Origin of the sequence: Ramlibacter sp. WS9 (assembly GCF_003797765.1) — a bacterium.
In the GTDB taxonomy this organism is placed as follows: Bacteria; Pseudomonadota; Gammaproteobacteria; order Burkholderiales; family Burkholderiaceae_C; genus Ramlibacter.
Genome location: NZ_RKMB01000007.1, coordinates 90,305 through 116,584, shown reverse-complemented (window position 1 = coordinate 116,584; position 26,280 = coordinate 90,305). Strand labels below are relative to the sequence as shown.

At 66.1% G+C, this 26,280-nt stretch carries 25 protein-coding genes; 13 read left to right on the top strand and 12 right to left on the bottom strand.

The window, feature by feature from the left end; genetic code table 11:
- Positions 1-67 precede the first annotated feature (67 nt).
- The 3 genes from EEB15_RS13210 (at position 68) to EEB15_RS13200 (ending at position 3,380) form a co-directional block, all read left to right on the top strand.
- Entirely contained in the window at positions 68-1,138 is a 1,071-nt protein-coding gene (locus EEB15_RS13210) for a BMP family ABC transporter substrate-binding protein (RefSeq protein ID WP_141510329.1), read from the top strand.
- 5 nt (positions 1,139-1,143) lie between these two features.
- Positions 1,144-2,418 (top strand): guanine deaminase, encoded by a 1,275-nt coding sequence (gene guaD, locus EEB15_RS13205; RefSeq protein WP_141510328.1) that lies wholly within the window; start codon positions 1,144-1,146, stop codon positions 2,416-2,418.
- 125 nt (positions 2,419-2,543) lie between these two features.
- Complete coding sequence (locus EEB15_RS13200) at positions 2,544-3,380, top strand: heme-binding protein (protein WP_141510327.1); 837 nt, start codon at positions 2,544-2,546, stop codon at positions 3,378-3,380.
- 27 nt (positions 3,381-3,407) lie between these two features.
- On the opposite strand, the gene EEB15_RS13195 is transcribed toward EEB15_RS13200, so the two are convergent.
- The 5 genes from EEB15_RS13195 to EEB15_RS34230 form a co-directional block, all read right to left on the bottom strand.
- Positions 3,408-6,824: a DUF748 domain-containing protein gene (locus EEB15_RS13195; RefSeq protein ID WP_141510446.1), complete on the bottom strand. Its 3,417-nt coding sequence runs from the start codon at positions 6,822-6,824 to the stop codon at positions 3,408-3,410.
- A gap of 52 nt (positions 6,825-6,876) precedes the next feature.
- Positions 6,877-7,161, bottom strand: coding sequence for a hypothetical protein (locus tag EEB15_RS13190; RefSeq protein ID WP_141510326.1), 285 nt, complete (start codon positions 7,159-7,161; stop codon positions 6,877-6,879).
- Between the two features lie 94 nt (positions 7,162-7,255).
- Positions 7,256-8,068: a DNA-binding domain-containing protein gene (locus tag EEB15_RS13185; protein WP_158290095.1), complete on the bottom strand. Its 813-nt coding sequence runs from the start codon at positions 8,066-8,068 to the stop codon at positions 7,256-7,258.
- Positions 8,065-9,018 carry a DUF692 domain-containing protein gene (locus EEB15_RS13180; RefSeq protein WP_233259477.1) on the bottom strand — a complete coding sequence of 318 codons (954 nt, stop codon included), beginning with the start codon at positions 9,016-9,018 and terminating at the stop codon, positions 8,065-8,067. Before EEB15_RS13180 ends, EEB15_RS13185 begins: the two co-directional genes overlap by 4 nt.
- The gene (locus tag EEB15_RS34230; RefSeq protein ID WP_158290094.1) at positions 9,015-10,781 is read right to left on the bottom strand and encodes a ferritin-like domain-containing protein; all 1,767 of its coding nucleotides are present in this window, start codon (positions 10,779-10,781) and stop codon (positions 9,015-9,017) included. Before EEB15_RS34230 ends, EEB15_RS13180 begins: the two co-directional genes overlap by 4 nt.
- Before the next feature lie 165 nt (positions 10,782-10,946).
- Here EEB15_RS34230 and dcd point away from each other — a divergent pair, with 165 nt between their 5' ends.
- From dcd to EEB15_RS13160, 3 genes are read left to right on the top strand one after another with little or no spacing between them, the layout of a single operon-like run.
- Complete coding sequence (gene dcd / locus EEB15_RS13170; protein WP_141510322.1) at positions 10,947-11,513, top strand: dCTP deaminase; 567 nt, start codon at positions 10,947-10,949, stop codon at positions 11,511-11,513.
- A 50-nt stretch (positions 11,514-11,563) separates the two neighbouring features.
- Positions 11,564-11,866 (top strand): CopG family ribbon-helix-helix protein, encoded by a 303-nt coding sequence (locus EEB15_RS13165; RefSeq protein WP_141510321.1) that lies wholly within the window; start codon positions 11,564-11,566, stop codon positions 11,864-11,866.
- Positions 11,863-12,156, top strand: coding sequence for a type II toxin-antitoxin system RelE/ParE family toxin (locus EEB15_RS13160; protein ID WP_199236523.1), 294 nt, complete (start codon positions 11,863-11,865; stop codon positions 12,154-12,156). The genes EEB15_RS13165 and EEB15_RS13160 overlap by 4 nt, the downstream gene beginning before the upstream one ends.
- Positions 12,157-12,159: 3 nt before the next feature.
- Here EEB15_RS13160 and EEB15_RS13155 read toward each other — a convergent pair whose 3' ends face one another.
- Positions 12,160-13,065, bottom strand: a complete 906-nt coding sequence (locus EEB15_RS13155; RefSeq protein ID WP_141510320.1) for a delta(1)-pyrroline-2-carboxylate reductase family protein — start codon at positions 13,063-13,065, stop codon at positions 12,160-12,162.
- Between the two features lie 124 nt (positions 13,066-13,189).
- On the opposite strand from EEB15_RS13155, the gene EEB15_RS13150 reads away from it, so the two are divergent.
- Together EEB15_RS13150 and EEB15_RS13145 are read left to right on the top strand one after the other, a co-directional pair.
- The gene (locus EEB15_RS13150) at positions 13,190-13,525 is read left to right on the top strand and encodes a hypothetical protein (RefSeq protein WP_141510319.1); all 336 of its coding nucleotides are present in this window, start codon (positions 13,190-13,192) and stop codon (positions 13,523-13,525) included.
- A 187-nt stretch (positions 13,526-13,712) separates the two neighbouring features.
- Entirely contained in the window at positions 13,713-14,033 is a 321-nt protein-coding gene (locus tag EEB15_RS13145; RefSeq protein ID WP_141510318.1) for a hypothetical protein, read from the top strand.
- A 12-nt stretch (positions 14,034-14,045) separates the two neighbouring features.
- Here EEB15_RS13145 and recJ read toward each other — a convergent pair whose 3' ends face one another.
- Together recJ and EEB15_RS13135 are read right to left on the bottom strand one after the other, a co-directional pair.
- A complete protein-coding gene (recJ, locus tag EEB15_RS13140; RefSeq protein ID WP_141510317.1) occupies positions 14,046-15,755 on the bottom strand; it encodes a single-stranded-DNA-specific exonuclease RecJ in 1,710 nt (569 codons plus the stop codon).
- A 7-nt stretch (positions 15,756-15,762) separates the two neighbouring features.
- A complete protein-coding gene (locus tag EEB15_RS13135; protein WP_141510316.1) occupies positions 15,763-16,713 on the bottom strand; it encodes a phosphoglycerate mutase in 951 nt (316 codons plus the stop codon).
- A gap of 319 nt (positions 16,714-17,032) precedes the next feature.
- Between EEB15_RS13135 and EEB15_RS13130 the strand changes: the two genes are divergently transcribed.
- The 5 genes from EEB15_RS13130 (at position 17,033) to EEB15_RS13110 (ending at position 22,053) form a co-directional block, all read left to right on the top strand.
- A complete protein-coding gene (locus tag EEB15_RS13130; protein ID WP_141510315.1) occupies positions 17,033-18,286 on the top strand; it encodes a lipoprotein-releasing ABC transporter permease subunit in 1,254 nt (417 codons plus the stop codon).
- Positions 18,279-18,971 (top strand): lipoprotein-releasing ABC transporter ATP-binding protein LolD, encoded by a 693-nt coding sequence (lolD, locus tag EEB15_RS13125; protein WP_141510314.1) that lies wholly within the window; start codon positions 18,279-18,281, stop codon positions 18,969-18,971. Before EEB15_RS13130 ends, lolD begins: the two co-directional genes overlap by 8 nt.
- A 110-nt stretch (positions 18,972-19,081) precedes the next feature.
- Positions 19,082-20,248 (top strand): phospholipase D family protein, encoded by a 1,167-nt coding sequence (locus EEB15_RS13120; RefSeq protein WP_141510313.1) that lies wholly within the window; start codon positions 19,082-19,084, stop codon positions 20,246-20,248.
- Positions 20,249-20,275: 27 nt separating this feature from the next.
- Positions 20,276-21,028: a DUF6088 family protein gene (locus EEB15_RS13115; RefSeq protein WP_199236522.1), complete on the top strand. Its 753-nt coding sequence runs from the start codon at positions 20,276-20,278 to the stop codon at positions 21,026-21,028.
- Positions 21,025-22,053, top strand: a complete 1,029-nt coding sequence (locus EEB15_RS13110) for a nucleotidyl transferase AbiEii/AbiGii toxin family protein (RefSeq protein WP_141510312.1) — start codon at positions 21,025-21,027, stop codon at positions 22,051-22,053. The genes EEB15_RS13115 and EEB15_RS13110 overlap by 4 nt, the downstream gene beginning before the upstream one ends.
- 35 nt (positions 22,054-22,088) lie before the next feature.
- Here the strand turns inward: EEB15_RS13110 and EEB15_RS13105 are convergent, their stop codons facing one another.
- The 4 genes from EEB15_RS13105 to EEB15_RS13090 are packed head-to-tail and all read right to left on the bottom strand — an operon-like array spanning position 22,089 to position 26,198.
- Positions 22,089-23,129: a VWA domain-containing protein gene (locus tag EEB15_RS13105; RefSeq protein ID WP_141510311.1), complete on the bottom strand. Its 1,041-nt coding sequence runs from the start codon at positions 23,127-23,129 to the stop codon at positions 22,089-22,091.
- A gap of 20 nt (positions 23,130-23,149) precedes the next feature.
- The gene (locus EEB15_RS13100; protein ID WP_141510310.1) at positions 23,150-24,181 is read right to left on the bottom strand and encodes a DUF58 domain-containing protein; all 1,032 of its coding nucleotides are present in this window, start codon (positions 24,179-24,181) and stop codon (positions 23,150-23,152) included.
- Positions 24,162-25,169 carry a MoxR family ATPase gene (locus tag EEB15_RS13095; RefSeq protein ID WP_141510309.1) on the bottom strand — a complete coding sequence of 336 codons (1,008 nt, stop codon included), beginning with the start codon at positions 25,167-25,169 and terminating at the stop codon, positions 24,162-24,164. The genes EEB15_RS13100 and EEB15_RS13095 overlap by 20 nt, the downstream gene beginning before the upstream one ends.
- Before the next feature lie 33 nt (positions 25,170-25,202).
- Complete coding sequence (locus EEB15_RS13090) at positions 25,203-26,198, bottom strand: S1C family serine protease (protein WP_141510308.1); 996 nt, start codon at positions 26,196-26,198, stop codon at positions 25,203-25,205.
- Positions 26,199-26,280 lie beyond the last annotated feature (82 nt).

Sequence of the window (26,280 nt, the reverse complement as noted above, 5' to 3'; positions counted from 1 at the left end):
AAATCCATACCGCCGCTGTGCCCCGCAGCGGCGTTTTTCATTGTCCGGGGCCATGTAGAGGACCACCATGTACAAAAACCTCGTTGCCACTGTCGTGGCCGCCTGTTTTTTATCTCCCGCTTTTTCGCAATCCAACGACCCGCCCAAGGTCGGCTTTGTCTATGTCGCGCCCATCACCGAGGCCGGCTGGGTCCGGCAGCATGAAGAAGGCCGCAAAGCCGTCGAAGCCGCGCTCGCCGGCAAGGTCAAGACCACGTACATCGAGAACGTGCCGGAAGGCCCGGACGCCGAGCGCGTGATCCGCGACCTGGCCGCAACCGGCCACAAACTCATCTTCACACCCAGCTTCGGCTACATGGAGCCCACGCTCAAGGTGGCGAAAGACTTTCCGGATGTGAAGTTCGAATCGATCACCGGGTACAAGACGGCGGCGAACGTGGCGACGGCCAACGCCCGTTACTACGAAGGCCGTTACCTGGCCGGCATCGCGGCAGGCCGCATGACCAAGACGCACGTCGCGGGCTACGTTGCCGGTTTCCCTATTCCTGAAGTGCTGCAAGGCATCAACGCATTCACGCTGGGCATGCGCTCGGTCGACCCGAAGGCGCAGGTCAAGGTCGTGTGGCTCAACGCCTGGTTCGACCCGCCGCGCGAGCGAGACGCGGCCATGACTTTGTTCAACCAGGACGTGGACGTCATCGCCTTCCACACCGGCTCGACGGCTGTGATGACCGCTGCGCAGGAGCGCGGCAAGATGGCGGTGGCCTATCACTCGGACATGCGCAAGGCCGGACCGGATGCGCAGATCGTCGCGGTGACGCACCAGTGGGGCGACTACTACAAGCGCCGCACGCAGGCCCTGCTGGACGGCAAATGGGCCAGCGGCAGCACGTGGGGCGGCGTCAAGGAAGGCATGATCCGCGTCGGCGACTTCGGGCCCAAGGTGCCGAAGGCCGTGCAGGACGAGGTGCTGGCTCGGCAGAAAGATATCGCCTCCGGCAAGCTCAAGCCCTTTTCCGGGGCGATAGAGGACAACGAAGGCAAACCGGTGCTGGCCCAAGGCCAGGCGATGACGGACGAACAGATACTGTCTATGAACTTTCTCGTATCGGGCGTGCAGGGAAAGATCGCAAAATAGGCAGGATGAAAGCCTATCGTTCAGCGATCCTGCGTTTTGCCGACGACCAGTCGGCGGTTTATGAGAAGGACGGCCTGCTGGTCATTGGCCCCGATGCCTCGGGCCGGCAAGTCGTCCGCGCCGTCGGCGACTATGCCGCGCTGGCGCCCAACTTCCCCGGCGTCGCCGTCGAACACCTGCCTGGCCGCATCATCGCGCCGGGCTTCATCGACCTGCACATCCATTTCCCGCAGACCGACGTGATCGGCTCGCCCGCCGCGGGCCTGCTGCCCTGGCTGGAGAACTACACGTTTCCGCATGAGTCGCGCTTCGCCGATGAAGCGCACGCGGTGGAGCTGGCGACCTTCTTCCTCGACGAGTTGCTGCGGCATGGCGTGACCACTGCGCTGGCCTTCGCGACCTCGCATCCTTCTTCAGTGAATGCGCTGATGGCAGAAGCGCAAAAGCGCGGCATGCGCCTCATCGCCGGCAAGGTATTGCAGGACCGCCACTCGCCCGACGGCGTGCGCGACGAGACCGAGCAGTCCCTCGTCGACACCGAAACGCTGATCCGCCAGTGGCACGGCAATGGCCGCCTAGGGTATGCCATCACGCCGCGCTTCGCGCCGAGTTGCAGCGAAGCGCAATTGCGCGGCGCGGGCGAGCTGGCGGCGAAGTACCCGGATGTCTGGGTGCAGTCGCACGTGGCCGAGAACCTGGACGAGATCAAGTGGGCGCGCGAGCTGTTCCCGAAGTCGCGCAGCTACCTGGCCATCTACGACGACTTCGGCTTGATGCGGGATCGCGCCATCTACGCGCACTGCATCCATTTCGACGACGAAGACCGCGCCTTGATGCGCAGCACCGGCGCGGCGGCGGCGGTCAGTCCCACGAGCAACCTGTTCCTGGGCAGCGGCTTCTTCGACTACGAAGCGGCGCAGCGCGCGGGCTTCAAGTACGGCCTGGCCAGCGACGTGGGCGGCGGCACCAGCTTCAGCCCATTTCACACGATGCTGGCCGCGTATTACGTGGGGCGCGAGGGCCAGACCAAGAAGGGCGTGTCGCTGTCGCCGCAGGACCTGTGGTGGCAGCACACGGCGGGTGCGGCGCGGGCGCTGGGGCTGGATGGCGTGGTCGGCAACCTGCAGCCGGGTTGCGAGGCGGACTTCGTGGTGCTGGACCCGGCCGCGACGCCCTTGCTCGCGCGCAAGACGGCGCAGGCGGGCAGCCTGGACGAATTGCTGTTCTCGCTGATCGTGCTGGGGGATGACCGGGTGATCGAGAAAGCAGTGATCGCGTAGAAGGCCGCGATTTCCCGTTTCCTCCTGCAAGTTGGGGAGGCAGTCCTCTTCGATTCCTCCTACGATGCCCCGGACCCGACCACACGTCGGGTCTCGACAGTCAATAAACCAGGAGGAACCATCCCATGAGCGTCTCGTCTCCCCTGCGCGCTGCCCAGCCGCGAAACCAACCTTCTTCCCCTTTGGGGCCGCTTGCCGAGCTTGCCGGCACGTGGTCCGGAAGCGGGTTCAACTTGATCGCGTTGCCCGACAAGCAGCACGATGCCAAGTTCCGTCTGATGCTCAATGCCACCACCGAGATGCTTCAGTTCAACTCGATCGGGGGTGTCGTCCCCAATCGCGGCTCGGCGCAGGATGACATCGGGATTTTCGGATTGACCTATTTGCAGCGCGTCAATGATGCGCAAACCCACGAGGGCATCCACATCGAGCCCGGCATCTGGCTGAACGTGCCCGCCACGACAGCGCCTGCCGCGCCGGCAAGCATCGTGCGCCAGTCCACCATTCCGCATGGCGACTCGCTGCTGGCCCAAGGCACGGGCTTCACCGTCTCTCATGCGCCCAAGATTGCGCCCGTCAGCTCCAAGCCGACAGGCCCCGGGATGGCCTCCGTGGGGTTGGGCTATCTGGACCCCTATCTGCACTCGAATCTGCCGCCCGGGATGAAGCAGGCCTATGTGTCGAACATGAACCAGGCGCTGGTGGACGCGATCGCGGACCAGGAAATCGTCAACACCGTGGTGTTGGAGGTGGCCTCGATTCCGGTGGGCGGCATCGTGAATATCCCGTTTGTGACCGTCAACGCCAACGCGACGCGGATGGACGCGACCTTCTGGATCGAGACGGTGCAGCGCGCCGACGGCACGCAGTTCCTGCAATTGCAGTACACCCAGACGGTGATCCTGAACTTCCTGAACATCGATTGGCCCCACATTTCGGTGGCAACCTTGATCAGAACCTGAGGCCTGAGCGAACCGGGGCAGCGGTGGCTAGCGGGCAGCCAGTTCGAGCTTGAGCGCAACGGGCTTGCCCACGGCGGCTTCGATATTCGCCGGTGGGCCCGCCGTGGCCCGCGCCGCATCCGCTCCCGCTTCTTTCAACGCAGCGACGACAGCTTCGGCGCGCTGTGCGCCCAGCTGCGCCAACGCATCGGGCGCCAGTTTCTGGTTCTGGTTCAGGCGCTGCTGCAATTGCGCATAGAAGGCCCCGGCGTCCGCCACCTGCGGCTCGCCCTGCACCATCTTCGTTACGCGCTGCCACACCGGCAGCTTGTCCGGCGCGGGAGCGGAAGCGCCCGGCGACGCAGGCGCCGCGGTCTCCGCGGTCTTCTTTGCCTTGTCCAGCTCGGCGTCGCCGAAGCGTTCGGCGTACAGCTCGCGCATCGCCTTGCGCACCGCGCGGTCATTGACGTCGATGGGGCCGGGCTCCTCGCCCGCTTCCAGCTTCAGGCCGGCGCGCTTCGCGACCTCCAGCCGGACGGCGCGCATGCGCAACGCGGCGCCGTCGGCGGTTTCGCTGTAATGACCGGGCACCGCGAGCTTGAGCTGCGCGCGCTTGGCCAGGATCTGCGCCATCTGCTTGAGCTTTTCCCGCTCAGGGGGCAGCAACTTGGCGCTGCCCGCATCGAAGTCGATGGACTCGAGCTTGTCGCCCGAGACGCCCAGCAACCCGCCCAGCGCGCGAAAAGGCGAGGTGACGATCTTCGCGAGCACATTGCCGATGGCCTTCCAGACGATCGCGCCGTAGCTGAATTGCGGGTCGTTCATGTCGCCCGACACCGGCAGGCCCAGGTCGATGCGGCCGTCGTTGTCCTTCAGGATGGCGATGGCCAGCTCCAACGGCAGCTTGAGCGCATCGGGGCTGTCCACGCGTTCGCCCAGCGTCAGCTGGTCGATGACGATCTGGTTCGCGCCCTCGAGCTGGCTGTTGCGGATCTTGTACCCCAGGTCCAGTGAAATCTTTCCCTGAGCGATGCGGTAGCCCGCGAACTTCATGCTGTAGGGCGATGCGGAGACCATGTCGACGTTCTTGAAGACGACGTTGACATCGGTGTTGTTGGAAAGGGCGAACGGGTTCAGCTCGCCGCGGATCCGGGCCGAACCAAATTCGTCGACGCGGCCATCCAGCTCGATCTGGCTGCGCGTGTCGCGCGCGGACGAGAGTCCATTGATGGCGCCGTTCAACTCGAAAATCTTGGCCGCAAATTGCGGGCGCAGGCTCAGATCGGCGAAGTCGAGCTTGGCGTCCTGCAGGCGGATACGGCGAACGTGGATGTTCAGGTCGTCGCCCGTGGCCGGCGTGGCGGGGGCCGATGCGGCCGCTGCGGGTGCCGGCGCAGCGGGCGGCTTCACCAGCAGCCGCGCCGCGTTGAAACTGCGGTCGTCCTCGATGATCAGCTTGGCGTTGGCGCCAGTCACCCGCAGCTCGGGGATGTCCACCCCCTGCGGCCCCAGGGTCGCGGTGAGCTTGGGTGCGGCCACGCTTTTCCACGAGGCGAACAGGTCGCCATCGTCTTCGTTCAGGACGAGCCCGTTCACGTCGAGGGCGCCCACGTAGCGCAGCGTGGGGCTCTTGGCCACCCCGGAGCCGGTTGCCAGCCGGCCCTGCGCGTTGACCTGCCCGCCGGCGATATTCAGCCGCACGAATTGCGCGAGCAGCGGCTGCAGCGGTGCCAGCGCCAGTTGCTTCACCTGCACGTCGGCCTGCGTCTCGCCACTGGCGGGCACGATGCGACCCTTCGCAGCCAGCTTGCCGCCTTCGCGCAGGGCGAAGCTGCCGTCGAACTTGACGGGCTGCTTCAGGTCGGTGCCCGCGCCTTCGAGCAGCAGCGCGATTTCGTGGGCACGGACTTTGACGCCGCTGCCTTGGTCCGCCACGTCGGCGGTGAAGCCGATGAGTTCGATGCGGCCCGCCGTGGCCGTCCACGGGCTGCCGTCGCCGCGCGGGGTGGGCGCTGGCGTCGGCTTGGAGGCGCCCGCGCCAGGCACCAAAGCCAGCAGATTGACGGCGCCTTTGTCGTTGCGCTCGACCAGCAGTTGCCCGCCTTCCGCGCGCAGCGAACCCAAGGAGGCACGCCTGGCCGCGAGATCGAGTTTGCCGTCGGCAAAGCCCAGCCGCGCGAGCTTGATGGGGGACTGTCCCCCGCTGCCCAGCGAGATGCCGTCCAGCACCATCGCCGCATCGGCCACTTCCACCTGCAGCGCGCCCCGCTGTTGGGAAGCGGCAGCACGAAGTTGCAGGCTGGCGGCGGTGATTCCCAGCGAGACCGCGGGCTGCACGGTTTGGTCCACAGCGTCGATCGCAACTTTCTCCAGCACGACCTTCAGCGCGGTCAGCTTCCAGTCGCGGGGCGGGGCTTCGGGCGCGGGCTTTGGCGCGGCGGCCGGACCGGCCGCTTCGATCATCAGGCGCGCGAGGTCGAGTTCTCCCTTCGCGTCGCGCACTACGCGCAGCTTGCCGCCTTCGGCGCGCACCTCACCCAGGCTGGCATCGGCACGCACGAGGTCCACGTTGATGCCGCTGACCTGCAGCTGCGACAGCGCGGCGAACGCGTCGGTGTCGCCGTCCCGCGACAGCGCCAGGCCGGCCAACGCCAGGCGCGCGCCCACGAGCCGGGCGTCGAATTTGCCTTGGTCGTACGCGAAGGTGTAGGGCAACGTGGCAGACAAGCTTCCCGCCGCGACGCGTGCGTGCGTGTAAGGCTTGAGGTAGGCACCGAGGTCCGGCAGCGAACCGTCCTCCAGCGCGAACTCGCCGCTGGCCTGCACCGGGTCCAGCGACGCGCGGCCCTTCCAGCGCAGCTTGCCGCCGCGTGCGGACTGGGCGCTCAGGGTGTAGTCGTCGTTCTGCCCGGGCAGCGTGCTGAAGTTGGCCAGCGTGAAGGTAATGGGGGTGAATACGTTGGCGTAGCCGGCGCGCAGATCCTGCATGTCGACCTTGCCTTCTTCCAGCGTGAACTGCTCGATGACCAGGCGCGGCAGGGCGGCGTCGGCGCCCGGGTCGCGCGGGCGGGCGTTGTACGTTGCGATCAACTCGGCCAGGTTGAAGCGGCCATCCTTCGCCACCACCAGGCTGGCATTGGGCCGCAGGATGCGAATCTCGGCGAAACTCCACGCGCGCCGAACGAGGGAGCGCCATTGCATCTCCACCGCCAGCTCGCCGATGCCCAGCAGCGGCGCTCCGCCGGCTTCATCGAGGCGGACGTCGCGGGCTTCCAGCCGCAGGGTGAAGGGGTTGAAGCGAACTTCGCCAAGGGTGGCCTTGCGGCCCAGTTCTTGTTGAATCAGCTTTGGGACCTGGTGGCGCACCAGCGCCGGGACGCCCCAGAAACCGGCCAGCGCATAGAGGACCACGCCGCCCGCGGCGGCAGCAGCCCAGCGGGCTCGGCGAATGTCTCGAATCTCCACGAACGCAGCATAGAGCAAGCTCAGCCGCGCGACTGACAACAAACGTTACCGTTCAGCGATTGAGTTTCTTGTCTCGCAGGTAGCGCGCCAGGCCGCAATAGCCTTCCTTGAACAGCAGCTCGTTTTCCAGTTTCGCCGGCAGCAGTTTTTCTTTCAGATCCTGTGCCGCCTGGTTGCCCTGGTTTTGCCGCACGAAGCCGATGGCCTGCTCGAACTTGGACACTTCCGCGCGGCACGGGTCCTGCGCGTTCATGTCCGCGATGGTGACGGCTTGGGAGAAAGCGGCACAGGGCAGCGCGGCCAATGCGGCAGCGCTGATGGCACTTGCGTACTTCATGGGGTGTCTCCTCGGGGGCCTCAAGGATGATCCCGCGTTGCGGCAGCGACCTATCGCGGGCCTGATGGAAGGTATGCGCGAATCGGTATGCCGCCTAGACGCTTTCCAGCAAGCCCTGCGCCAGGAAATTGCCCAGCCAGATCCGCGCCAGCTCAGTCGTCGGCAGCGGCTGCGGATTCAACGCTGCAACGGCCCGCAACGCCTGCGCCACGGTGGTTTGGCCATCCAGGCGCGCCAGCAGTTCCCACTGCACGGGCGCCAGCTCGCGGGTCGACAGCCGCCAGGCAACGCGGGTCAGGGCCAGCCAGGTGGGACGAGGTTTCGGCATGCCGGGCGCGTTGTCGGCGCGCAAGGCCTGCAAGTAGTCATGCACGGGATGGCTGCATGCCAGCAGGCGCAGGCAGGGCGCGTGGCGCGGCCGGCGCTGCAGCAGGGACTCGTCCGGCAGTTCACGCACGTTGGCCGCATCGGTCGTGGTGGCGTGTTCCAGGCCGTGCGCTTCGCTCACTCCAAGCAGCGCCGTTTCCAGCCGCGCGAGGTCGATGATGAAGTCGGCCCAGTCGGCATTGATGCCCGGTTCGGACGCCGGGCGCGTGCGCTGCAAGTGCTCCGCGAAACCGTCCGCGATGCGGTTGACGGAGTGGTGGCGCGGCGGCGAGTGTTCGAGAAAATCCAGCGCGAACTTGTCCAGCATGTCCGCGCCCAGCGCGTGCAGCAGACCGGGAAACATCGCGTGAAAACTTTGCAGCAGGCGCGCGCGGTAGGAGCGCTGGTAGATGCCCAGCCGCGCATGCGCGCCGAGCTGCGCCGTCGCTTGAAGGTGGTCGCCGGCCTGCGCTGCCAGGTCGCCGCGTGCGGGGATGCTGATCGCGGACTGCAACCAGGCCTGAAGCTGGTGCAGGCTCATGCTTCGAAGTGGGCGCCGGCGAGCAGGGGATAGGCGCCTGCCGATTCCTGCGCGGCCCATCCGGTGGACTCGCGCTCTCGCACCGGTTGCGATGCCGGATCGCTCCCGTCGGCGCATGCCATCCACGCCCGGGCCTTCAACACTTCGGCATGCAGCACGTCGAGCTCGGGCACCCGGTCGTCCCACTCCAGCAGAGTGGACACAGGACCGATGCGCCGGACCGCGTGGCGATACAGCCGCCAGACCGGCTCGCTCACCGGGCCATCGTGGGTGTCGAGGATGTGGTCGCCGCAATGGCGATGCCCGGCGAGGTGGACCTGCACCACGCGCGACGCCGGGATCGCGTCGATGTAGTGCACGGGGTCGAAGCCGTGATTGACGCTGGAGACGTACACGTTGTTCACGTCCAGCAGCAGGCCGCAATCGGCCTCTTCGGCCATGCGGGCGATGAACTCCCACTCGGGCATCGTGTCGGCCTGGAAGCGCGCGTAGCTGCTCGGGTTCTCCACCACCAGCGGGCGCTCCAGCACGTCCTGCACGACGCGAATGCGCGCCACCACGTGGGCCAGCGAGGCTTCATTGAGCGGCATGGGCAGCAGGTCGTGCGTGGTCTGTCCGGCCACACCGGTCCAGCACAGGTGGTCCGAGACCCAGCGCGCGCCGGTGTCCCTGGCCAGCAGCTTCAACGCGGCCAGGTACGCGAAGTCGAGCGGATCGCTGCTGCCGATCGACAGCGACACGCCATGCATCACCAGCGGGTAACGCTCGGCCACCTGCAGCAGCGCGTGGCGCCGCCAGCCGTGGCAGTCGAGGTAGTTCTCGCTGATGATCTCGAACCAGTCGAGGGCCGGCTTGTCGCGCACGACCTGGGCCAGGTGGCTGCTGCGCAGGCCGACGCCCAGCCCGAGGTCGGGCAGGCCCAGCCTGGCCGCAGTTGCCCCGGCCGTCACTTCGACGTCGGAGCCACGGCGGCGCGCCGCGCATCGCCGTTGTACTTGTCGGTGGATACCGGCGGGGGCAGCGGGTTGACCTGTTTGTCGGCGGCGAACAATGTGCGCGCCTGCGCCCACACGCTGGTGCCGATCAAGGCCACGAGCTGCGCCTTGGCCGCGGCGGTCCAGGCTTCGCCGGTCTGCGCGTTGATGCTGGCGGCGGCCGTGCGGTCGAACACCTGCAGCGTGCCGATCGGCGTCTGGCAGCCGCCGGTGCCGACGCCGGTGTTCTCGCTGGGGATCCATTGGTCCGCTGGGTTGAGCAGCCCGCCGCCCGTCACGCTGGACAGGAAGCCGCAGCCGCCTTGCGCGTTGCAGTCGTTGTTGCCGCCGCAGGTGTGCAGGTCGGCGGTGGCGCAGGCGCCGTTGCCCTTGGCGGTGGCGATGCCGCCCCAGCCGCGCCCGCTGCATTCGTTCAAGCCCTGGCAGGCGTTGAGGTCGGTGCCTGCGGCCGCCCATTGCGCGCGCAACTGCGCGGTGGTCTGGTCCCAGTGGAACAGCGACAGCGGGTCGGCCGTGTCCATGGCGGCCTGGGCCTGCGCGCCGGTGGTGCCGGCGGTGTAGGTGTAGCCGATCACCTGGCCCCACTGCCAGATCATGGGAGTGATGTACTTGAAGGCCAGCATGGTGTCGTTGAAGCCGGACGTGCCCGTGCCCTGGCCGCTGGTGGGCTGCAGGTTGCCCTGGGTGAAGCCCTGCTGCATGGTGTCGATCAGGTAGCTCCAGATGGTGCCGGCGCACGTCTGCAGCACGTTGACCGCGGGCGCCCAGCTGGGCAGGTCCGGCGACGGCAGGCCATCCGGCAGGTAGAACATCGGCATGCTCGTTCCCGGCACGGCCGGGCTGCTGGCGGAAGGGCCGACCGGCGCGCCCGCGATGGTGGAGATGGTCTGCTGCACTTCCAGGAAGCGGTTGTAGTGCGACTTGGCACCCCAGCGCGCGAAGCGGCTGCCCGCAATCGGCTGGAACTGCGGCAGCACGTCGCCGCTGTCCGTCGACTGGAACAGGCCACCCGCGGAAGCCGCGACCAGGCCGCCTTCGCCCTGGTCGGTGATCGCGTTGGCCACCGTGCCCACGTCGGCGCGGGTGGCGATGGTGGGGATCATCGGGTAGGTGCTCTGGAAGGTCGCGTAATTGACCTGCAGGTGGTTCGGCTGGAAATGCGGATCGTCCGCCGGGGCGATGTTGGCGTAGGCGCGCAGGTAGCGATTGAGCAGGGTCAGCGCGGCGTGGTACAGGTCGGCGATGGACTGGTAGACCACTTCCTTGTTGGGCGGCGGGAAGGCGGTGCCGGCGGGCTTCTCGATGGCGATCAGCGCGCCCATCACGTCCGGCAGGTTGCCGATGGTGGTGGTGAACGGCGTGCCGGGCGTGGGCTGCAGGTGCGGCACGGTGATGACCTGGCCGGGCGACACGGTGAGCTGGGGAATCTGCGGCGTCACGCCGAACGAGTTGCACATGTTGGCTGCGAGCTGCAGGTGCAGCATTTCCTGCACCGCCACCGACAGCACTTCCTGCTGCGCGGAGTACAGCGGATTGGTCTGGCCGCCGTCCGGCGAGTAGGCCAACGCGGCTTCGGTGAACGAATACACCGCCGTCAGGTACAGCGGGATGGTCAGGAATTCGACCTGCACCAGCGCCTGCAAGTGCTTCTTGAGCAGGGCGGCGTCATCGGTGGTGAAGAGTTTGGATGCTGCAGTCAATGCGGCGGCTTGTGTCATGTTTCCCCTGGCTTTCTTTTGTAACCCGGATGGGCGGGCTGCCATCGTAAGGGCAGGCGCATGGGAGCGCCTCCACCATTTGTAGGACGCGTGGCGCGGGCGCATCGGCTATCCCTTCGGCGGGGCCTCGCGCGCGCCTGCCTAAAATGGGGGCAGGAGAGCATCATGACGATCAAGAGCGACAAGTGGATCCGCCGCATGTGCGAGCAGCACGGCCTCATCGAGCCGTTCGAGCCCCAGCAGGTGAGGGAGGTGGAGGGGCGGCGTGTCATCAGTTACGGCACCTCGAGCTACGGCTACGACATCCGCTGCGCACCGGAGTTCAAGGTCTTCACCAACATCCACAGCACGGTGGTGGACCCGAAGAACTTCGACGAGAAGAGCTTCGTGGACTTCCACGACGACGTCTGCATCATCCCGCCCAACAGCTTTGCCCTGGCGCGCACGCTGGAGTACTTCCGCATCCCGCGCAATGTGCTGACCATCTGCCTGGGCAAGAGCACCTACGCGCGCTGCGGCATCATCGTCAACGTGACGCCGTTCGAGCCGGAATGGGAAGGCTACGTGACGCTGGAGTTTTCCAACACCACGCCGCTGCCCGCCAAGATCTACGCTGGCGAAGGCTGCGCGCAGGTGCTGTTCTTTGAGAGCGACGAGGTCTGCGAGACCAGCTACAAGGACCGCGGCGGGAAGTACCAGGGGCAAAAGGGCGTGACGCTGCCGAAGGCTTGAGGCGAGCGGCGACGGGTGTTACTATGGTAATACCCGTCTGAGGAGCCTCCATGCCGACCGTTTCCGTCAAACTTCCCGATGCGACCAAGGCTCGCATTGATCGCCTCGCGGCGAGCAAGGGCACGTCCCCGCATGCGCTGATGGTCGAAGCCATCGAAACCAAGCTCGAAAACGAAGAAAGGCACGAATCGTTCATCGAGGCCGGATTGCGGGCACGCGACGAAATGCTGGCATCCGGAATGGTCTACGACGGCGAGGAGTTCATTGCCTACATGCGTGCAAAGATGCGCGGCGAGAAGGTGACGAAGCCCCGCATGAAGCCTCTGCGGAACTTCCTCAAGAACCCGAAGTGACTCGGCTGATCATCACGAACCAGGCGGCTGCGGACATCGAGCGGCTCGGAGAGTTTCTTCTCGAAAGCATGCCGCACGAAGCCATAAAGACATCAGACATCGTGTTCGACGGTCTGGAGGTACTCGCTGCCCATCCCGGCATCGGCCGCCCTGTTGGAGGCAACATGCGAGAACTCGTCATCTCAAGGGGGCGCAGCGGATACCTGGCCTTGTACGCGTACGACGACGTGGCGGACATGGTCTCCGTCCTGGCGGTGCGTCATCAACGCGAATCCGGCTATGCCGAATGATTCTCAAGCCAAGAGCGCCAGCCGTGCCGCCGCCAGGTCCCACCCCGCCCAGCCGCAGCTCTTGAACAGCAGCGGCCCGCGCGTCCACTCGGCGGATTCCTCGACGACATCGCGCAAGGTCGCGAACGAGGCCACGTCCAGCTCGGCTTGAATCAGGTCGCCTGCCTCGTGCACTGCATCAGCGGTGTCGAGGATGACGGTGCCGTTGTCATTGCAATGCCGGCATAGCTCGGGATCCAGCTCCACCATCGCCGGCGTGAACGCGCCCACCGCCGCGATGAAGGCGTCGTCCCTCGGCAGCGCGCGCAGCACCACGCCGCTCGCGGGCGTGCAGGTCACCACCAGCGGGCAGACGGCCAACGCCGCGTCGGCGTCGTGCACGGCGCGGGCTTCCAGCCCGAGGGCACGCGCATGCTCGACCAGGGCTTGCGCGCTGGCAGCGCTGCGCGAAGCGATGAACACCTTGCGCACACCCAGCCCCTCGGCAAACGCTTCCAGGTGGGCGCGCCCTTGCACGCCGGCACCGACGATGAGCAGCGGCCCTGCCTTGTTCGGCGCCAGGCTTTGCGCCGCCAGCAGCGAGACCGCGGCCGTCCGGCGCGCCGTGACGGTCGGGCCGTCGAGTACCAGCATGCGTGCCCCCGTGGCGATGTCGAACACGACCACATCGCCCTGGATCGCCGGCCTGGTCGTGCCGGAGTTGGCGGGCGTGAAGGTGATCAGCTTGGTGATCGCGATGCGGCCGTCCAGCCCGGGCATCAGGAACAGGCTGCCGCCGCCGGGCAAGGGCTGGACCAGGCGCTCCGGCACCTGGACCGTGGCATCCGCCAGCAGTGCGCGAATCTCGGCGGCGAGCGGGCCGCACGACAGGCGGGCGGCCGTTTGGGTAGCGTCGAGCAGGGTATCCATGGGTGCGATTGTGGGGGCGAGGAACTGGGCCGGGCGATTTTGTCCTACAGCATCACGCGCCAAAAACCGTGCCCCAGCCATTGGCTCCGTTTCTAGGATGGCTTCACCACCTCCAGGAGCCAACATGCTGCCGCAACTGCTCGCCAAGACCGCCGGGATTCCCCGGGAAAAGCTCTTGTGGCCGATGCTCGCCGCGCTCGTGGCGATCCAGTTGCTGGCCTTCTGGATGCTTTGCGTCCACCAGGTGCGCAAGGCCGACGTGCGCAACGCGACATTGCAGGTGCAGCGTGTGGCGGTCGCGGACTGCCTGCGCTACATTCCCCGCGCCACCTTGAACAGCTGCGCGTCACGGGTCGATCCCGGCAGCCGCCCTGACAGCGGCAACCTGGTCGCTGCAACGGACAAGCAGCCCCGCTCGGTCATGAACGCGGCGACGCCGGTCAACTACTCCTACCGCTGAACATCCTGCACCACGAGATGGCGGCCCATGGGCTGCCGCTTTCTCTTGTGTGGTCACCGACGGCTGTTGTCCAAAAGGTTGCGGCCGCGCCGGGCGGGCGTCCGACATCACACGGCGTTGCGCACCGACTGGCACGATGAAGACGATCGCCTAAAGTTCAATCACGCCAAATGACTGGGAGCGCACCATGAACAACGCCGTCGCCAATGCCCAACTGCCGTGGATCGACCTGACCGCGCGGTCGCTGGACGCTTCGGACGAATACGACGAGCTGACCGGTTCGATGCGCTACTGCCCGACCGGGCTGCTTGCCGCGTTTACCCTGCTCATGGCCGGGCACGGTCGCTGCATCAGCACGGCCATGATGCTCGGCGATCGCGAATACGCGATGTGGCAGCTGGCCCGGGCGCACACGCTGCAAGACGCGGAACTGCGTGAAGTGGCCGCGAAGCTGTTCGCCTACTTCGACGACGAGCGCGCCCCGGTGCCGGCCGGCCTGCGGGCTTGACACGTTCTCTGATTAGAACTCCGCGCCTTCGACCAGAAAGCGCACGCGCCGCACGCCCTGCCATTCATCCGCGTCCAGTCTGAAGGCGAGCTTCACGCGGGCCGGCAGCGGCTCGGTGTGGCCGAACCAGATTCCGTCCACCGGTTGGCCCTGGTGCTTCAGCTTGATCTGCAGGTGCTTCTCGCCGACGAGGCGCTGCGAAATGATCTCCACTTCCTCGCTGAACACCGGAGGCGCGAAGCCCTGGCCCCAGACTTCGTGATGCAGCGTGTCCACCAGGTCCGGGCGCCGGTATTCGGGGGCCAGCGGGCCGTCGGTGTGAAGGCGCCGCAATAGCGTGGGCGCATCGAGCCATTCTTCCGCCACCTGGATCAGCGCCTGCTCGAACACGTCGAGGTGCTCTTCGCCGACCGTGCAGCCGGCCGCCATCGCATGGCCGCCGAAGCGCAGCAGGACATCCGGGTGCCGCTTGGCGACGAGGTCCAGCGCGTCGCGCAGGTGGAACCCCGGAATCGATCGGCCCGAGCCTTTGAGCTCGTGCTCCTTGCCCGGCGCCTGACTCGCGGCGAACACGAACGTCGGGCGATGCAATTTGTCCTTGATGCGCGAAGCCACGATGCCGACGACACCCTCGTGAAAGTCGGGGTCGAACACGCAGATGGCGGCCGGCGGGTCTTCGCCTTCGTCGAACAGGCCATCGACGATCTCCATCGCCTGGTCGCGCATGCCGCCTTCGATGTCGCGCCGCTCGCGGTTGATGGCGTCGAGTGAACGCGCGAGTTCGTCGCCCCGCGCCGCGTCGTCGGTCAGCAGGCATTCGATGCCCAAGGTCATGTCGGCCAGGCGCCCGGCCGCATTGATGCGAGGCCCCAGAGCGAAGCCGAAGTCGAACGTCGTCGCAACCTTGTGGTCTCGCGCCGCCGCCTTGAACAGGCTGGCCAAACCGCAGGGCAGGGCGCCCGCGCGGATGCGGCGCAGGCCCTGCGCGACGAGACGCCGGTTGTTGGCATCGAGCTTGACCACGTCGGCCACCGTGCCGAGCGCCACCAGCGGCAGCAGCGCGTCGAGCTTCGGCTGGTTCTGCGAGTCGAACACACCGCGCGCCCGCAGTTCGGAGCGCAGCGCCAGCAGCACGTAGAACATCACGCCGACGCCGGCGATGGATTTGCTTTCGAAATCGCAGCCAGGCTGGTTCGGGTTGACGATCACGGCGGCTTCGGGCAAAGCCGCGCCGGGCAGGTGATGGTCCGTCACCAGCACCTTCAGGCCCAGCGCGTTGGCCGCGGCGACACCGTCCACGCTGGCGATGCCGTTGTCGACGGTAATCAGGATTTCGGCGCCGCGCTCCTTGACGCGATGGGCGATCGGCGGTGTGAGGCCGTACCCGTCCGCCACGCGATCGGGTACGAGGTAGTCCACGTGTTTCGCGCCCAGCAGGCGCAGGCCGCGCATGGCAACGGCGCAGGCTGTCGCACCGTCGCAATCGTAGTCGGCGACGATGCACAGCTTGCTGCCGGCGGCGACGGCGTCGGCCAGCAACACCGCTGCTTCGCTCAAGCCTTTCATGCCCGCCGGCGGCAGCAGGCGCGCCAGGCCGTCGTCCAGTTCGTCCTTGCCGAGCACGCCGCGTGCGGCATACAGGCGTGCCAGCAGCGGATGGATGCCGGCCTGTTCCAGTGCCCAGGCGGCGCGCGGCGGAATTTCTCGGGTGATGATCTTCATCGGGTATTCAGAGTGCTTCGAGCTGCATTGTCGCCTTGCGGCCTGCAGCCATCGCGCGAAGGCGGCGCAACAGGCCGCCGCCGCCCGCGCCCGTGAAGGTCTGTGCGCTGCGCTCGCCGCACAGCGTGAGGGTCGCGGGCTTTCCGGCATCGAGGTCGGCGAGCAGGCGTGCACACTCCGTCGCATCCACCTGTTGCCATACTGCGGCCCAGGCCTGCCAGTCGCCTTGCACCGCCGCGTCGCGCAGCGATAGGGCGATCGACAGTCCTGCCGGGGCCGCCGGTTCGCCCACGAGGACACCCGCGCCGTTGACCCAAAACGAGTTGACCGGCAGCAAGCCTGTGCGTTCGCGTTCTTCGTTCACCGGGTGGGTGTAGAGCAGCATCTGCATCTCCTGCTGCAGCCGCCGCAGTGGCGCCGCCTCGCGCATGCGCGGCATCCAGTCGTCCACGCTGCGGCCCGCCACGCGTTCGAGCGAAGCCGTGGGCAGGTCGCGGAAGATCTCGCCCTGCGCGAGCCAGAACATCGGCTGGTGGAATTCGAGCGCGATGCGGTCTTCGCGGAAGTAGGGCTGCATCGCGTCGAGCAGTGCCCGCGACTGGCCTTCGTCGAGATGCAACGTCGATGGTGGGTCCATCGCCACCTGGCCCGTTCCCACACGCCAATGGCAAGGGGTGATGCGCGCCCACGCGCCCGCGCCGATGTCGCGGCCGGCTTGGTGCGCTTCCCATGCGGCCCAGGGGATGAGCCCGTCCTGGTCCGTCAAACCTATTGCCCGCGCCAAAGCCCGCTCGTGCGGCATGGACAGTGTGGATTCGTCGCCGTCGTCCCGCCCAGCCGCAGTCATGCGGGCCAGAAGCTTCTCCAGGTGCGGCAACGCAAGTGGCTTGAGTGCCTGCACACAGCCATCGGCCGTGGATGAGGCGTAAGGGATCAACAAGTGGGTGCCGTCTGACATGGGCTGGAAGCTTCTTCGTGCATTATTGGGGCCGCGTTGGGCCGCAATCGGGATGAGTTGGCCACCAACATCGTGCAGCACGGGCTCACGCCCGTGCCAGCGATTTGGTGGCCAAATCGCCCGATTTCGGCCCAACCCGAAGGGCAAGTGGATTGTCGGGTGATCTGCCGCGTTGCGAAACCAGGCAAGGCGTCCAGCCTTGCCTTGGGTTTCGCGCCTTGCATCTCATCCCGACAATCCGCTTGCGCGACCCCAATAATGCACGAAGAAGCTTCCCCGTCCGGGATGCCACAATCTGGCCCAACAATAACGGGCGCCCATGCGAATCCCCTACGAACTGGTCCTGGGCTGGCGCTACACTCGCGCCGGCCGCGCCACCCGGCGCAACGGCTTCATCTCCTTCATCTCCGGCGTGTCGATGCTCGGCATCTCGCTGGGCGTCGCGGCGCTGATCATCGTGCTGTCGGTGATGAACGGCTTCCAGAAGGAAGTGCGCGACCGCATGCTGGGCGTGGTGTCGCACATCGAGATCTTCGGCCCGGGCGGTGGCATGCTGCCCGACGTCAACCGCACGATGGCGGAGGCGCGGCGCAACCCGCAGGTGATCGGCGCGGCGCCGTTCATTTCGGCGCAGGCGCTGCTGGCCCGCGGCGAGGACATGCGCGGTGCCATCGTGCGCGGCATCGATCCGGCGCATGAAGGCGAAGTGACGGACCTTGCCGCCACGTTGACGCCGGTGCTGAACAAGCTGGTGCCCGGGCAGTTCGGCATCGTGCTCGGTGCGGAACTGGCGCGCAACCTGGGCGTGCGCGAAGGCGATCCCATCACCCTCATCTCCCCCAGCGGCCAGGTCACCCCCGCCGGCGTGGTGCCGCGCTTGAAGCAGATGACCGTCGTCGGCACCTTCGATTCGGGCCACTTCGAATACGACAGCGGCTTGGCGCTCTTGCACCAGGACGACGCCGCGCGCATCTTCCGGCTGGAAGGCCCGACCGGCGTGCGGCTCAAACTCAAGGACCTGCACCAGGCGCCCGAAGTCGCCGCTGAATTGGGCCGGACGCTGACTGACCAGGTGCTGATGCGCGACTGGACGCGCCAGAACCGCACGTGGTTCGCGGCGGTGCAGGTCGAGAAGCGGATGATGTTCATCATCCTCACGCTGATCGTCGCCGTGGCTGCGTTCAACCTGGTCAGCACACTGGTGATGACGGTGACCGACAAGCGCGCCGACATCGCCATTCTGCGCACGCTGGGCGCGAGCCCGGGCAGCATCATGGGCATCTTCGTCGTGCAAGGCGCCACCGTGGGCGTGATCGGCACGCTGGCGGGCCTGCTGCTGGGCCTGGCCGTCGCGTTCAACATCGACGTGATCGTGCCGGCGCTGGAAACGCTCTTCAACGCCAGCTTCCTGCCCAAGGACATCTACCTCATCAGCCGCATGCCCAGCGACCCGCAGCAGTCGGACATCATGCCGATCGCGATCATCTCGCTCGTGCTGGCCTTCCTAGCCACCATCTATCCGAGCTGGCGCGCCAGCCGCGTCAACCCGGCGGAGGCCCTGCGCTATGAGTGAGGACGGAAAATTGGTTCTCAAGGCGCGCGGCATCACCAAGCGATTCAGCGAAGGCGGCCTCGACGTCGAGGTGCTGCGCGGTGTCGACATCGACGTGCGTGCCGGTGAAACGGTGGCCATCGTGGGCGCATCGGGCTCGGGCAAAAGCACGCTGCTGCACTTGTTGGGCGGGCTCGACTCGCCGACCAGCGGCACCGTGGAGTTGATGGGGCAGCAGTTCACGCAGCTGGACGCTGCCGCGCAAGGGCGGGTGCGCAACAAGCATCTGGGCTTCGTCTACCAGTTCCATCACCTGCTGCCGGAGTTCAGCGCGCTGGACAACGTTGGAATGCCGCTGCGTATTCGGCGCGAGACGCCGGAGGAGTGCGCGCGGCAAGCCAACGAGACGCTGGTGGCCGTGGGCTTGGGTGGGCGCGTCAAGCACCGTCCCGCCGAGTTGTCGGGCGGCGAGCGCCAACGTGTTGCCATCGCGCGCGCACTTGTCACGCACCCAGCCTGTGTCATGGCAGATGAACCGACCGGCAATCTCGACCGCAGCACGGCAGACGTGGTGTTCGACCTCATGCTTAAGCTCGCACGCGAGCGCGGCACGGCCTTCGTGATGGTCACGCACGACGAGACGCTGGCCGCACGGTGCGGGCGGCAATTGAGGCTGGTATCGGGGCACTTGACCGACGCCAACTGAACCGCTCATTGTCAGAACGAATGACGAAGACGCTCGGGAAATGATCCCGCAGGGTTGAAAGGCAGGGTCTTCGCGGCAGGTCGTGGTGGAAGTTCGAGAGGAGATGATGCATGTTCGAGCTCGTCGATTCTGATTGGGACAAGGTAATCGAAGATGCGGCGCTGAATGCATCGGGCAAGCTTCGATTGGTTTGTCCGTTCATCAAGTCGCGTACGGTCGCCCGACTCCTTGAACGGTGCGCATCGGGTCCAATCGAGGTCATCACCCGGTTCTGTCTGGCGGATTTCTACGAAGGAGTGTCCGATATTGCTGCATTGGAGTTGCTGTTGAATCGTGGCGCCCAAGTTCGCGGCGTCAAGGGCTTGCACTCTAAGCTCTATCTTTTCGGCCCCTCACAGGTCGTTCTGACTTCGGCCAACCTGACCGAGGCCGCGCTGTTGCGCAACAAGGAGTTTGGTTTTCATTCGGACGACGCAGATATCGCGCATGCTGCGCACGCCTACTTCGATCGACTCTGGAAGAGTGCTGGTCGTGATTTGACGGCACTGCAGTTGGAGGAGTGGAAGTTGAGGGTTGTCGAGGCACAGGCAGCGGCCAGACCCGAGCGTAGCGGGCAGTCGCTACCGGATTTCGGAACCGTCGTCGCGCCCGCGACGGGAAACGGGTTGCCCCAAACACCATTGCCGTTTGATTCGGACCGGGCTTTTCTGAAGTTTTTTGGCACAGGCACCAACCGTGCTGACAGGAACATGTTGTCTCTGGCTGAGGTGGAGCGGTCGGGGTGTCATTGGGCATGCACCTATCCGATGGGACAGATCCCTCGAGCGGTCGGTGAAGGTGACGTGATGTACATCTCGCGGCTGATCAGGAACCCCAATGACTCACTGATCTTTGGGCGAGCTCGCGCTCTGAGGCACGATGATGCAAGAGATATTGCGTCTGCGTCCGAAATCGCTCGTCGACCATGGAAGAAGGATTGGCCGCGCTACATCCGGGTGCATCATGCGGAGTTCGTGGCGGGGTCGATCGGCAATGGTGTTTCTCTGTCGGCGTTGATCGAAGCGCTTGGCAGCGATAGCTTTGTCAGCACCCAACGCAATGCGGCCCTGGGAACCGGCAACACAAGCCCTACGCGCGCGTTGATGCAGAAGGCGCACGTGCAACTCACGCAACAGGCATTCCGGTGGCTCGATGCGCGAATTGAGGCTTGCTTCGAGGCGTACGGTACGCTGCCTGCGGATGCGTTGGCCAAGCTGGATTGGCCCGAGCCCGCGTAGTTTTGCCACGAATAAGAAGCGTTTTTCGTGGCGTTTCCGCTCATGCGGGAGCAAAACGACAGTTCTAGTTGTCCGAAAAGTGTGCTATTTTTCGGACAAATAGAACTGCCTTTTGTCACTCCGATGCCGCGCGCACCCTCGCTCAACAGTATTGACACGCAGCTTGCACGTCGCGTGCAGCGTAGCGCGCGCGGCACGGTTTTCACGCCGGACTCCTTTGCCGCGGCGGGCAGTCGGGCTGCCATCGACAAGGCGCTACAGCGCATGGTGGCACGGGGCGAACTGAGGCGCCTTTCACGTGGGCTCTACGACAAGCCGCGAGAGGATGAAGTGCTGGGAACGCTCTGGCCGTCGGTGGATGCCGTGGTCAAGGCGGTGGCGGGCAAGGACAAGCTGCGAACCCAGCCGGCGGGCGTCTATGCAGCCAATATGCTCGGCCTGTCCGATCAGGTGCCTGCCAAGGTAGTGCTGCTGACTGACGGTATCAGCCGGACCGTGCAGGCCGGACCCATGAAGATCAGCCTGAAGCGCACGACGCCGCGTCAGATGGCGGCGGCCGGGCGCCTCAGCGGTCTGCTGATCCAGGCTTTCAAGAGTCTTGGCGAACCACATGTCACGCCGGCGCGCATTGCGCGGTTGCGCAGAAATCTTCCGCAAGCAGAGCGCATGAAGGTGCTGAAAGACATCGCACTGGCACCGGCATGGATGCGCCCCATGCTGCGCGAAGTAGCCCGCCCTGACGAAACCTCGCCAGCCATGCCCAAAGGGCGCCGCGCATGACGTTGGCGTCGCGCTTTCTGGCGATGCCGACCGAGCGACGGGCGTTGGCATTCGAACAAGCCGCCGCCGGGCAAGCCGGGCAGGCCGTCATCCTGGAAAAGGACTTCTGGGCGTCGTGGCTGCTAGGCCTGCTGTTCGCGCAGCCCGAGTTGGCGCCGCATTTGGTGTTCAAGGGCGGCACATCGCTGTCAAAGGTATTCGGCATCATCGACCGGTTTTCGGAAGACATTGATCTGTGTCTGGTCCCGGAATTTGTGGGCGCGGATGCGGCACGGTTTGACGCGCTGACCAGTCGCGGCAAGCGCGATGCGGCCGTGCTGGAGATGCAACGCCTGTGCGGCGAAAAAGCGCAACAGGTGGTGCTGCCGCTGCTGGAGAAAACCATTGCCGAAGCCTTGGGACAACCACCTGCCGGCGGCTGGCTCCGGTACGAGCTGGACGCGGATGCAAAGTCGCCCATCCTGTACTTTCGCTACCCGGTGACACAGCCAGTCGGCTTCGGCTATGTGGTGCGAGAGGTCAAGCTGGAACTGGGCACGCTGACAGACCAGCAGCCCACAGGACGCTATCCAGTGCGGCCCCTAGTGGCGGATGCGTACCCTGCGTTGTTTGACGATTGGTCATGTACGGTGATAGCCCTGGAACTGCAGCGCACTTTCTGGGAAAAGGCGACCATTCTCCATTCGGAGTTTCATCGGCCCGAGGCGCAGGCCACGCCCGACCGCTATGCGCGGCACTACTTCGACATGGTGAAGCTGCTGGGCCATCCGCAGGCCGGTGACTTTCTGAAAGACAAGGCCCAATGCGAGCGAGTGGTGGATTGGAAAAGCCGCGTTTTCGCGCGAGCCTGGGCGCGGTATGACTTGGCGCATCACGGCAGCTTCCGGCTCGTGCCCGCGCAGGCGCGGCAAAGTGCCTTGGCAGAGGACTACGCGACCATGCGGCCCATGTTCATGTCGGAGCCTCCGCCGTTTGCCGAGTTGATGCGAGCGCTGGCAGACGCGGAGACGGTTATCAACCAATAACGACCGGCTGTGAGGCTGCTTGACCTTACCGGGGCCTAAAGAATCCGGTTGAACCAGAGCAGCGACAGCCCCGCCGACAACAGGGCCAGCACGGCTGCGGCCATGGCGAGCAGCGCGGAGACTTCGGTCTCCTTCTTCTCCACCGTCAGCCGCGAGCTCAGGGTCTCATAGACCTTCTTGAGGTCGTTCGCCGTGCCGGCGTAGTAGTACTCGGCGCTGGTCTTGTTGGCGATGGCCTTCAGCGTTTCCTCGTCCAGGCGCACCCGCATGGACCAGCCTTCGAAACCGATCGTCTCGCCGTCGACGGTGCCGATGCCCACGGTATAGACACGCACGCCGCGGTCGGCCGCCATCTTGGCCGCTTCGAGCGGGTCGACGCCCGTGGTCCGCTGGCCGTCGGTGAGCATGATGATCGCCGCCGAGGTGTAGGAGCCCGGCGCCACCGGCGTGAACTCCTTCTTGTCCTTCTTCTCGCCATCGATCGCCGCGCCGCGCTGGCGGTCCCGTCCCGTCTGCATGGACGCCAGCTCGATGCCGGCGTCGGGGAACAGCGTGGCCAGCGAGATCACGATGGCATTGCCCGTGGCGGTGGCGCGCTGCAATTGGAAGCGGTCGATGGCCGTGACCAGGTCTTCGCGATTGATGGTCGGGAGCTGCGCAACCTGGGCCGAACCGGCGAATGCAACGATGCCCACCTTGACGTTGCGCGGCAACTCGTGGATGAAGGCCTTGGCGGCGTTCTGCGCCGCGACCAGCCGGTTGGGCAGCACGTCGGTGGCGCGCATGCTGCCCGACACGTCCATGGCGAGGATGATGGTCTGCTGGTTCGAAGGCAGCGTGACGACGGCCACCGGCCTCGCCGCTGCCAGCAGCATCGCCGCCATGGCCAGCAGGAACAGGGCCGGCGGGATGTGGCGGCGCACCGTCTGGCCCGCCCCCATCGCTTCCTTCACGATGGACAGCGAGGCGTAGCGCAGCGCCATCTTTCTCTTGCGCCGCAACAGCCAGGCGTAGATCAGCACCAGCACCGGCAGTGCCAGCAGCAACCAGAGGAATTCGGGCCAGAGGAAGTTCATTCGTGTCTCCTCTTGTTTGTTCAGGCCGCCCGCCGGAGGTGCGCCGGCATGCTGCCCGACGCCATGCGAATGCGGCGCTTGCGCATTTCGGCGAAGCGCACCACCGCATCGACGAGGTCGCCGTCCGTGGAGAGTTCCAACGCGTCGACGTTCGCGCGCATGAAGCCCTGCCGCAGCTCGGCCTCGCGCTGCGCGGCGATGCTGGCGAAGCGTTTGCGAAACCCGGCGTCGTGCGTGTCGACGAGCAATTGCTCGCCGGTTTCGGCATCGCGGATGGTCAGCAGGCCCAGGTCGGGCAGCTCCAGCTCCAGCGGGTCGAGCAACCGAACCGCGACCACTTCGTGGCGCTGGGCCAGCAGGCCCAGGGGTTTTTCCCAACCCGGCTCGCTGATGAAGTCGGACACCACGAAGATCGTCGAGCGGCGCTTGATGAGCCCGGCCGCCGACTCGAGCAGGTCGCGCAGCTTGGTCGTGCCGGACTCGACGGATGCCGGCCGCTCCTGCATGCTGTGCAACAAGTGCAATACATGCCGGCGCCCGCCGCGCGTGGGGATCATGGTGTCCACGCCCGAGCCGTAGAGCAGCGCGCCGACGCGGTTGCCGTGGCGCGTGAGCATGCGCGCGAGCACGGCGACGAATTCCGCCGACACGTTGCGCTTGCGCTGTTCACCCGAGCCGAAATCGACCGATGGGCTCAGGTCCAGCAGGAACCAGGCCGCCATCTCCCGGTCTTCGGTGAAGACGCGCACATGCGGGATCTGCAGCCGGGCCGTGACGTTCCAGTCGATGTGGCGCACGTCGTCGTGATGCTGGTATTCGCGCAGGTCGGCGAGGTCGAGTCCGGAGCCACGCATCAGCGTGCGGTAGTCTCCCTGCAGCAAGCCGTCAAGGCGGCGGATGACGGTCCACTCCAGGCGCCGCAACACATGCTCGGCGGTCTCCTTCCGGGCCACCGCGGAACCGGCTTCGCCGGGCCGCTGGTGGCGCCCCCCAGTGGGGGGAGGCGCCGAAGGCGCTTCGGGGGGCGTCTTGCTAGGCCACCAGTTTTTCATGTTCGAGCGGCTTCGGTGGGGACGGAATCTTGGCCATGATCTTTGCGACCAGTGCGTCGGCCGTGAGCCCTTCAGACAGCGCCTCGTACGACAGCACCAACCGGTGGCGCAGCACGTCGGGCACCAGGTCGGTCATGTCCTCCGGCAGCGCGTAGGTGCGGCCGCGCAGCATGGCGAGCGCGCGCGCGCCTTCGACAAGGTTGATCGTGGCGCGCGGGCTGGCGCCGAAGGTGATGTACTTGCCGAGGTCCTTCAGGCCGTGCTTTTCCGGCGTGCGCGTGGCCGACACCAGCCGCACCGCGTACTGCACCAGCGACGGGTCGACGTAGACGCGGCGGCACTCGGCTTGCAGGTCGGCCAGCTGTTCGGTGGTCGCAACCGCGGAGACTTGAACCGCCGGGCCGGTGACACGTTCGACGATGACGAACTCTTCCTCGTCGGTGGGATAGTCGACCAGCACCTTCATCATGAAGCGGTCCACCTGCGCCTCGGGCAGCGGATAGGTGCCTTCGGTTTCAATGGGGTTCTGCGTGGCCATCACCAGGAAAGGGCTGGGCACCTTGTGCGTTTCGCCGGCGATGGTCACCTGCCGTTCCTGCATCACCTCCAGCAGCGCGCTCTGCACCTTGGCCGGCGCGCGGTTGATTTCGTCGGCCAGCAGCAAGTTGGTGAACACCGGGCCCAGCGCGGTGCTGAACTCGCCGGTCTTCTGGTTGTAGATGCGGGTGCCCACCAGGTCGGCCGGCACCAGGTCGGGGGTGAACTGGATGCGCTTGAACTGCCCGTGCACGGTGTTGGCGAGCGTCTTTACCGTCAGCGTCTTGGCCAGGCCCGGCACGCCTTCGACCAGCAGGTGGCCTTGCGCGAGCATGGCCACCATCACCCGCTCGAGGAAGCGGTCCTGGCCGACGACGACCCGCTTCACCTCGTAGAGGATCTGTTCCATCAGCTGGGCGGTGGCGGAGTCCTGGCGGGTGGTGGGTTCCATGGGTGCGTGGGCCTTGGTGTGGAAAGGGTGGAGTCAGAACGGCGGCAGGCCGGCGGCCTGGGCGGCGTTTTCGATCGGCACCGCGAAACCGATGCCCAGGAAGGTGCGCGCCGGCGTCGGGTTCAGGATGGCGGTGACGATGCCGACCACCTCGCCGTCCATCGTCACCAGCGGCCCGCCGGAGTTGCCTGGGTTGGCCGCGGCGTCGAACTGGATGAGGTTGTTCATCTCCTGCTTGCCTTCCGGCGAGCGGAACGCGCGTTTCAGGCCCGACACCACGCCGCCGGAAGCCGAAGGACCGATGCCGAACGGGAAGCCCACCGCCAGTACCTTGTCGCCGGGCCGCAGGTCGGCGGTCGAGCGCATGGTGGCGGCGATCATGTCGTCGGGGATTCGTTTGGCCTGCAGGACGGCCAGGTCGTTCTCGGGTTGCGCGCCGGTGATCGTGGCCTCGGACTCCAGCCCGTCCGCGAAGATGACCTTGATGCGGTCCGCGCCCGACACCACGTGCAGGTTGGTCAGGATGATGCCCTTGTCGATGATGACCACGCCGGTGCCGACGCCCTGCTCGACTTCTTCATCGTCAGCTGGAGGCGCCCCACTGGTCGCGGGGCCCAGGGGCTTGGGCTTGACGCTGCCGGCGCGGGGCTTGCCGGCGGCCGCTTCATCCTTCAGCCGGCTCTTCTTCACGTAGCTCACCACGCGCACCACGGAAGGCAGCACATTCTCATAAGCCTTGGCGTATTCGCTGGGCAGCACCTGTGTTTCAAGCGTCTTGAGAACGGCCGCGTTGATGTCTTCCTGCGTCAGCTTGCGCTGGCCGTTGCGCATGCCGTGGCCGACGCTCAAGGCGAGCGCAACGGCCAGGAGCAGGATCGCCACCCACAAGAGCCGGGTGCTCGAAAAGCGGGAAGAGGAAGTGGGACTGGGCGCGTTCGGGACAGGCTCAGGCGCAGGCACTGCTGTTGGGGAAGTGTCGGGTCCCGAACGGCCCGAGCGGCTGGAGCTGTAAAGGGCTGGCCTGCGCATTCTTTCACCTGTCGAAACTGCGGAAAGCGAAGAGAACTGGAGAGCGAAAACACACGGTATCACGGTTTGTCCCGCGATGCAC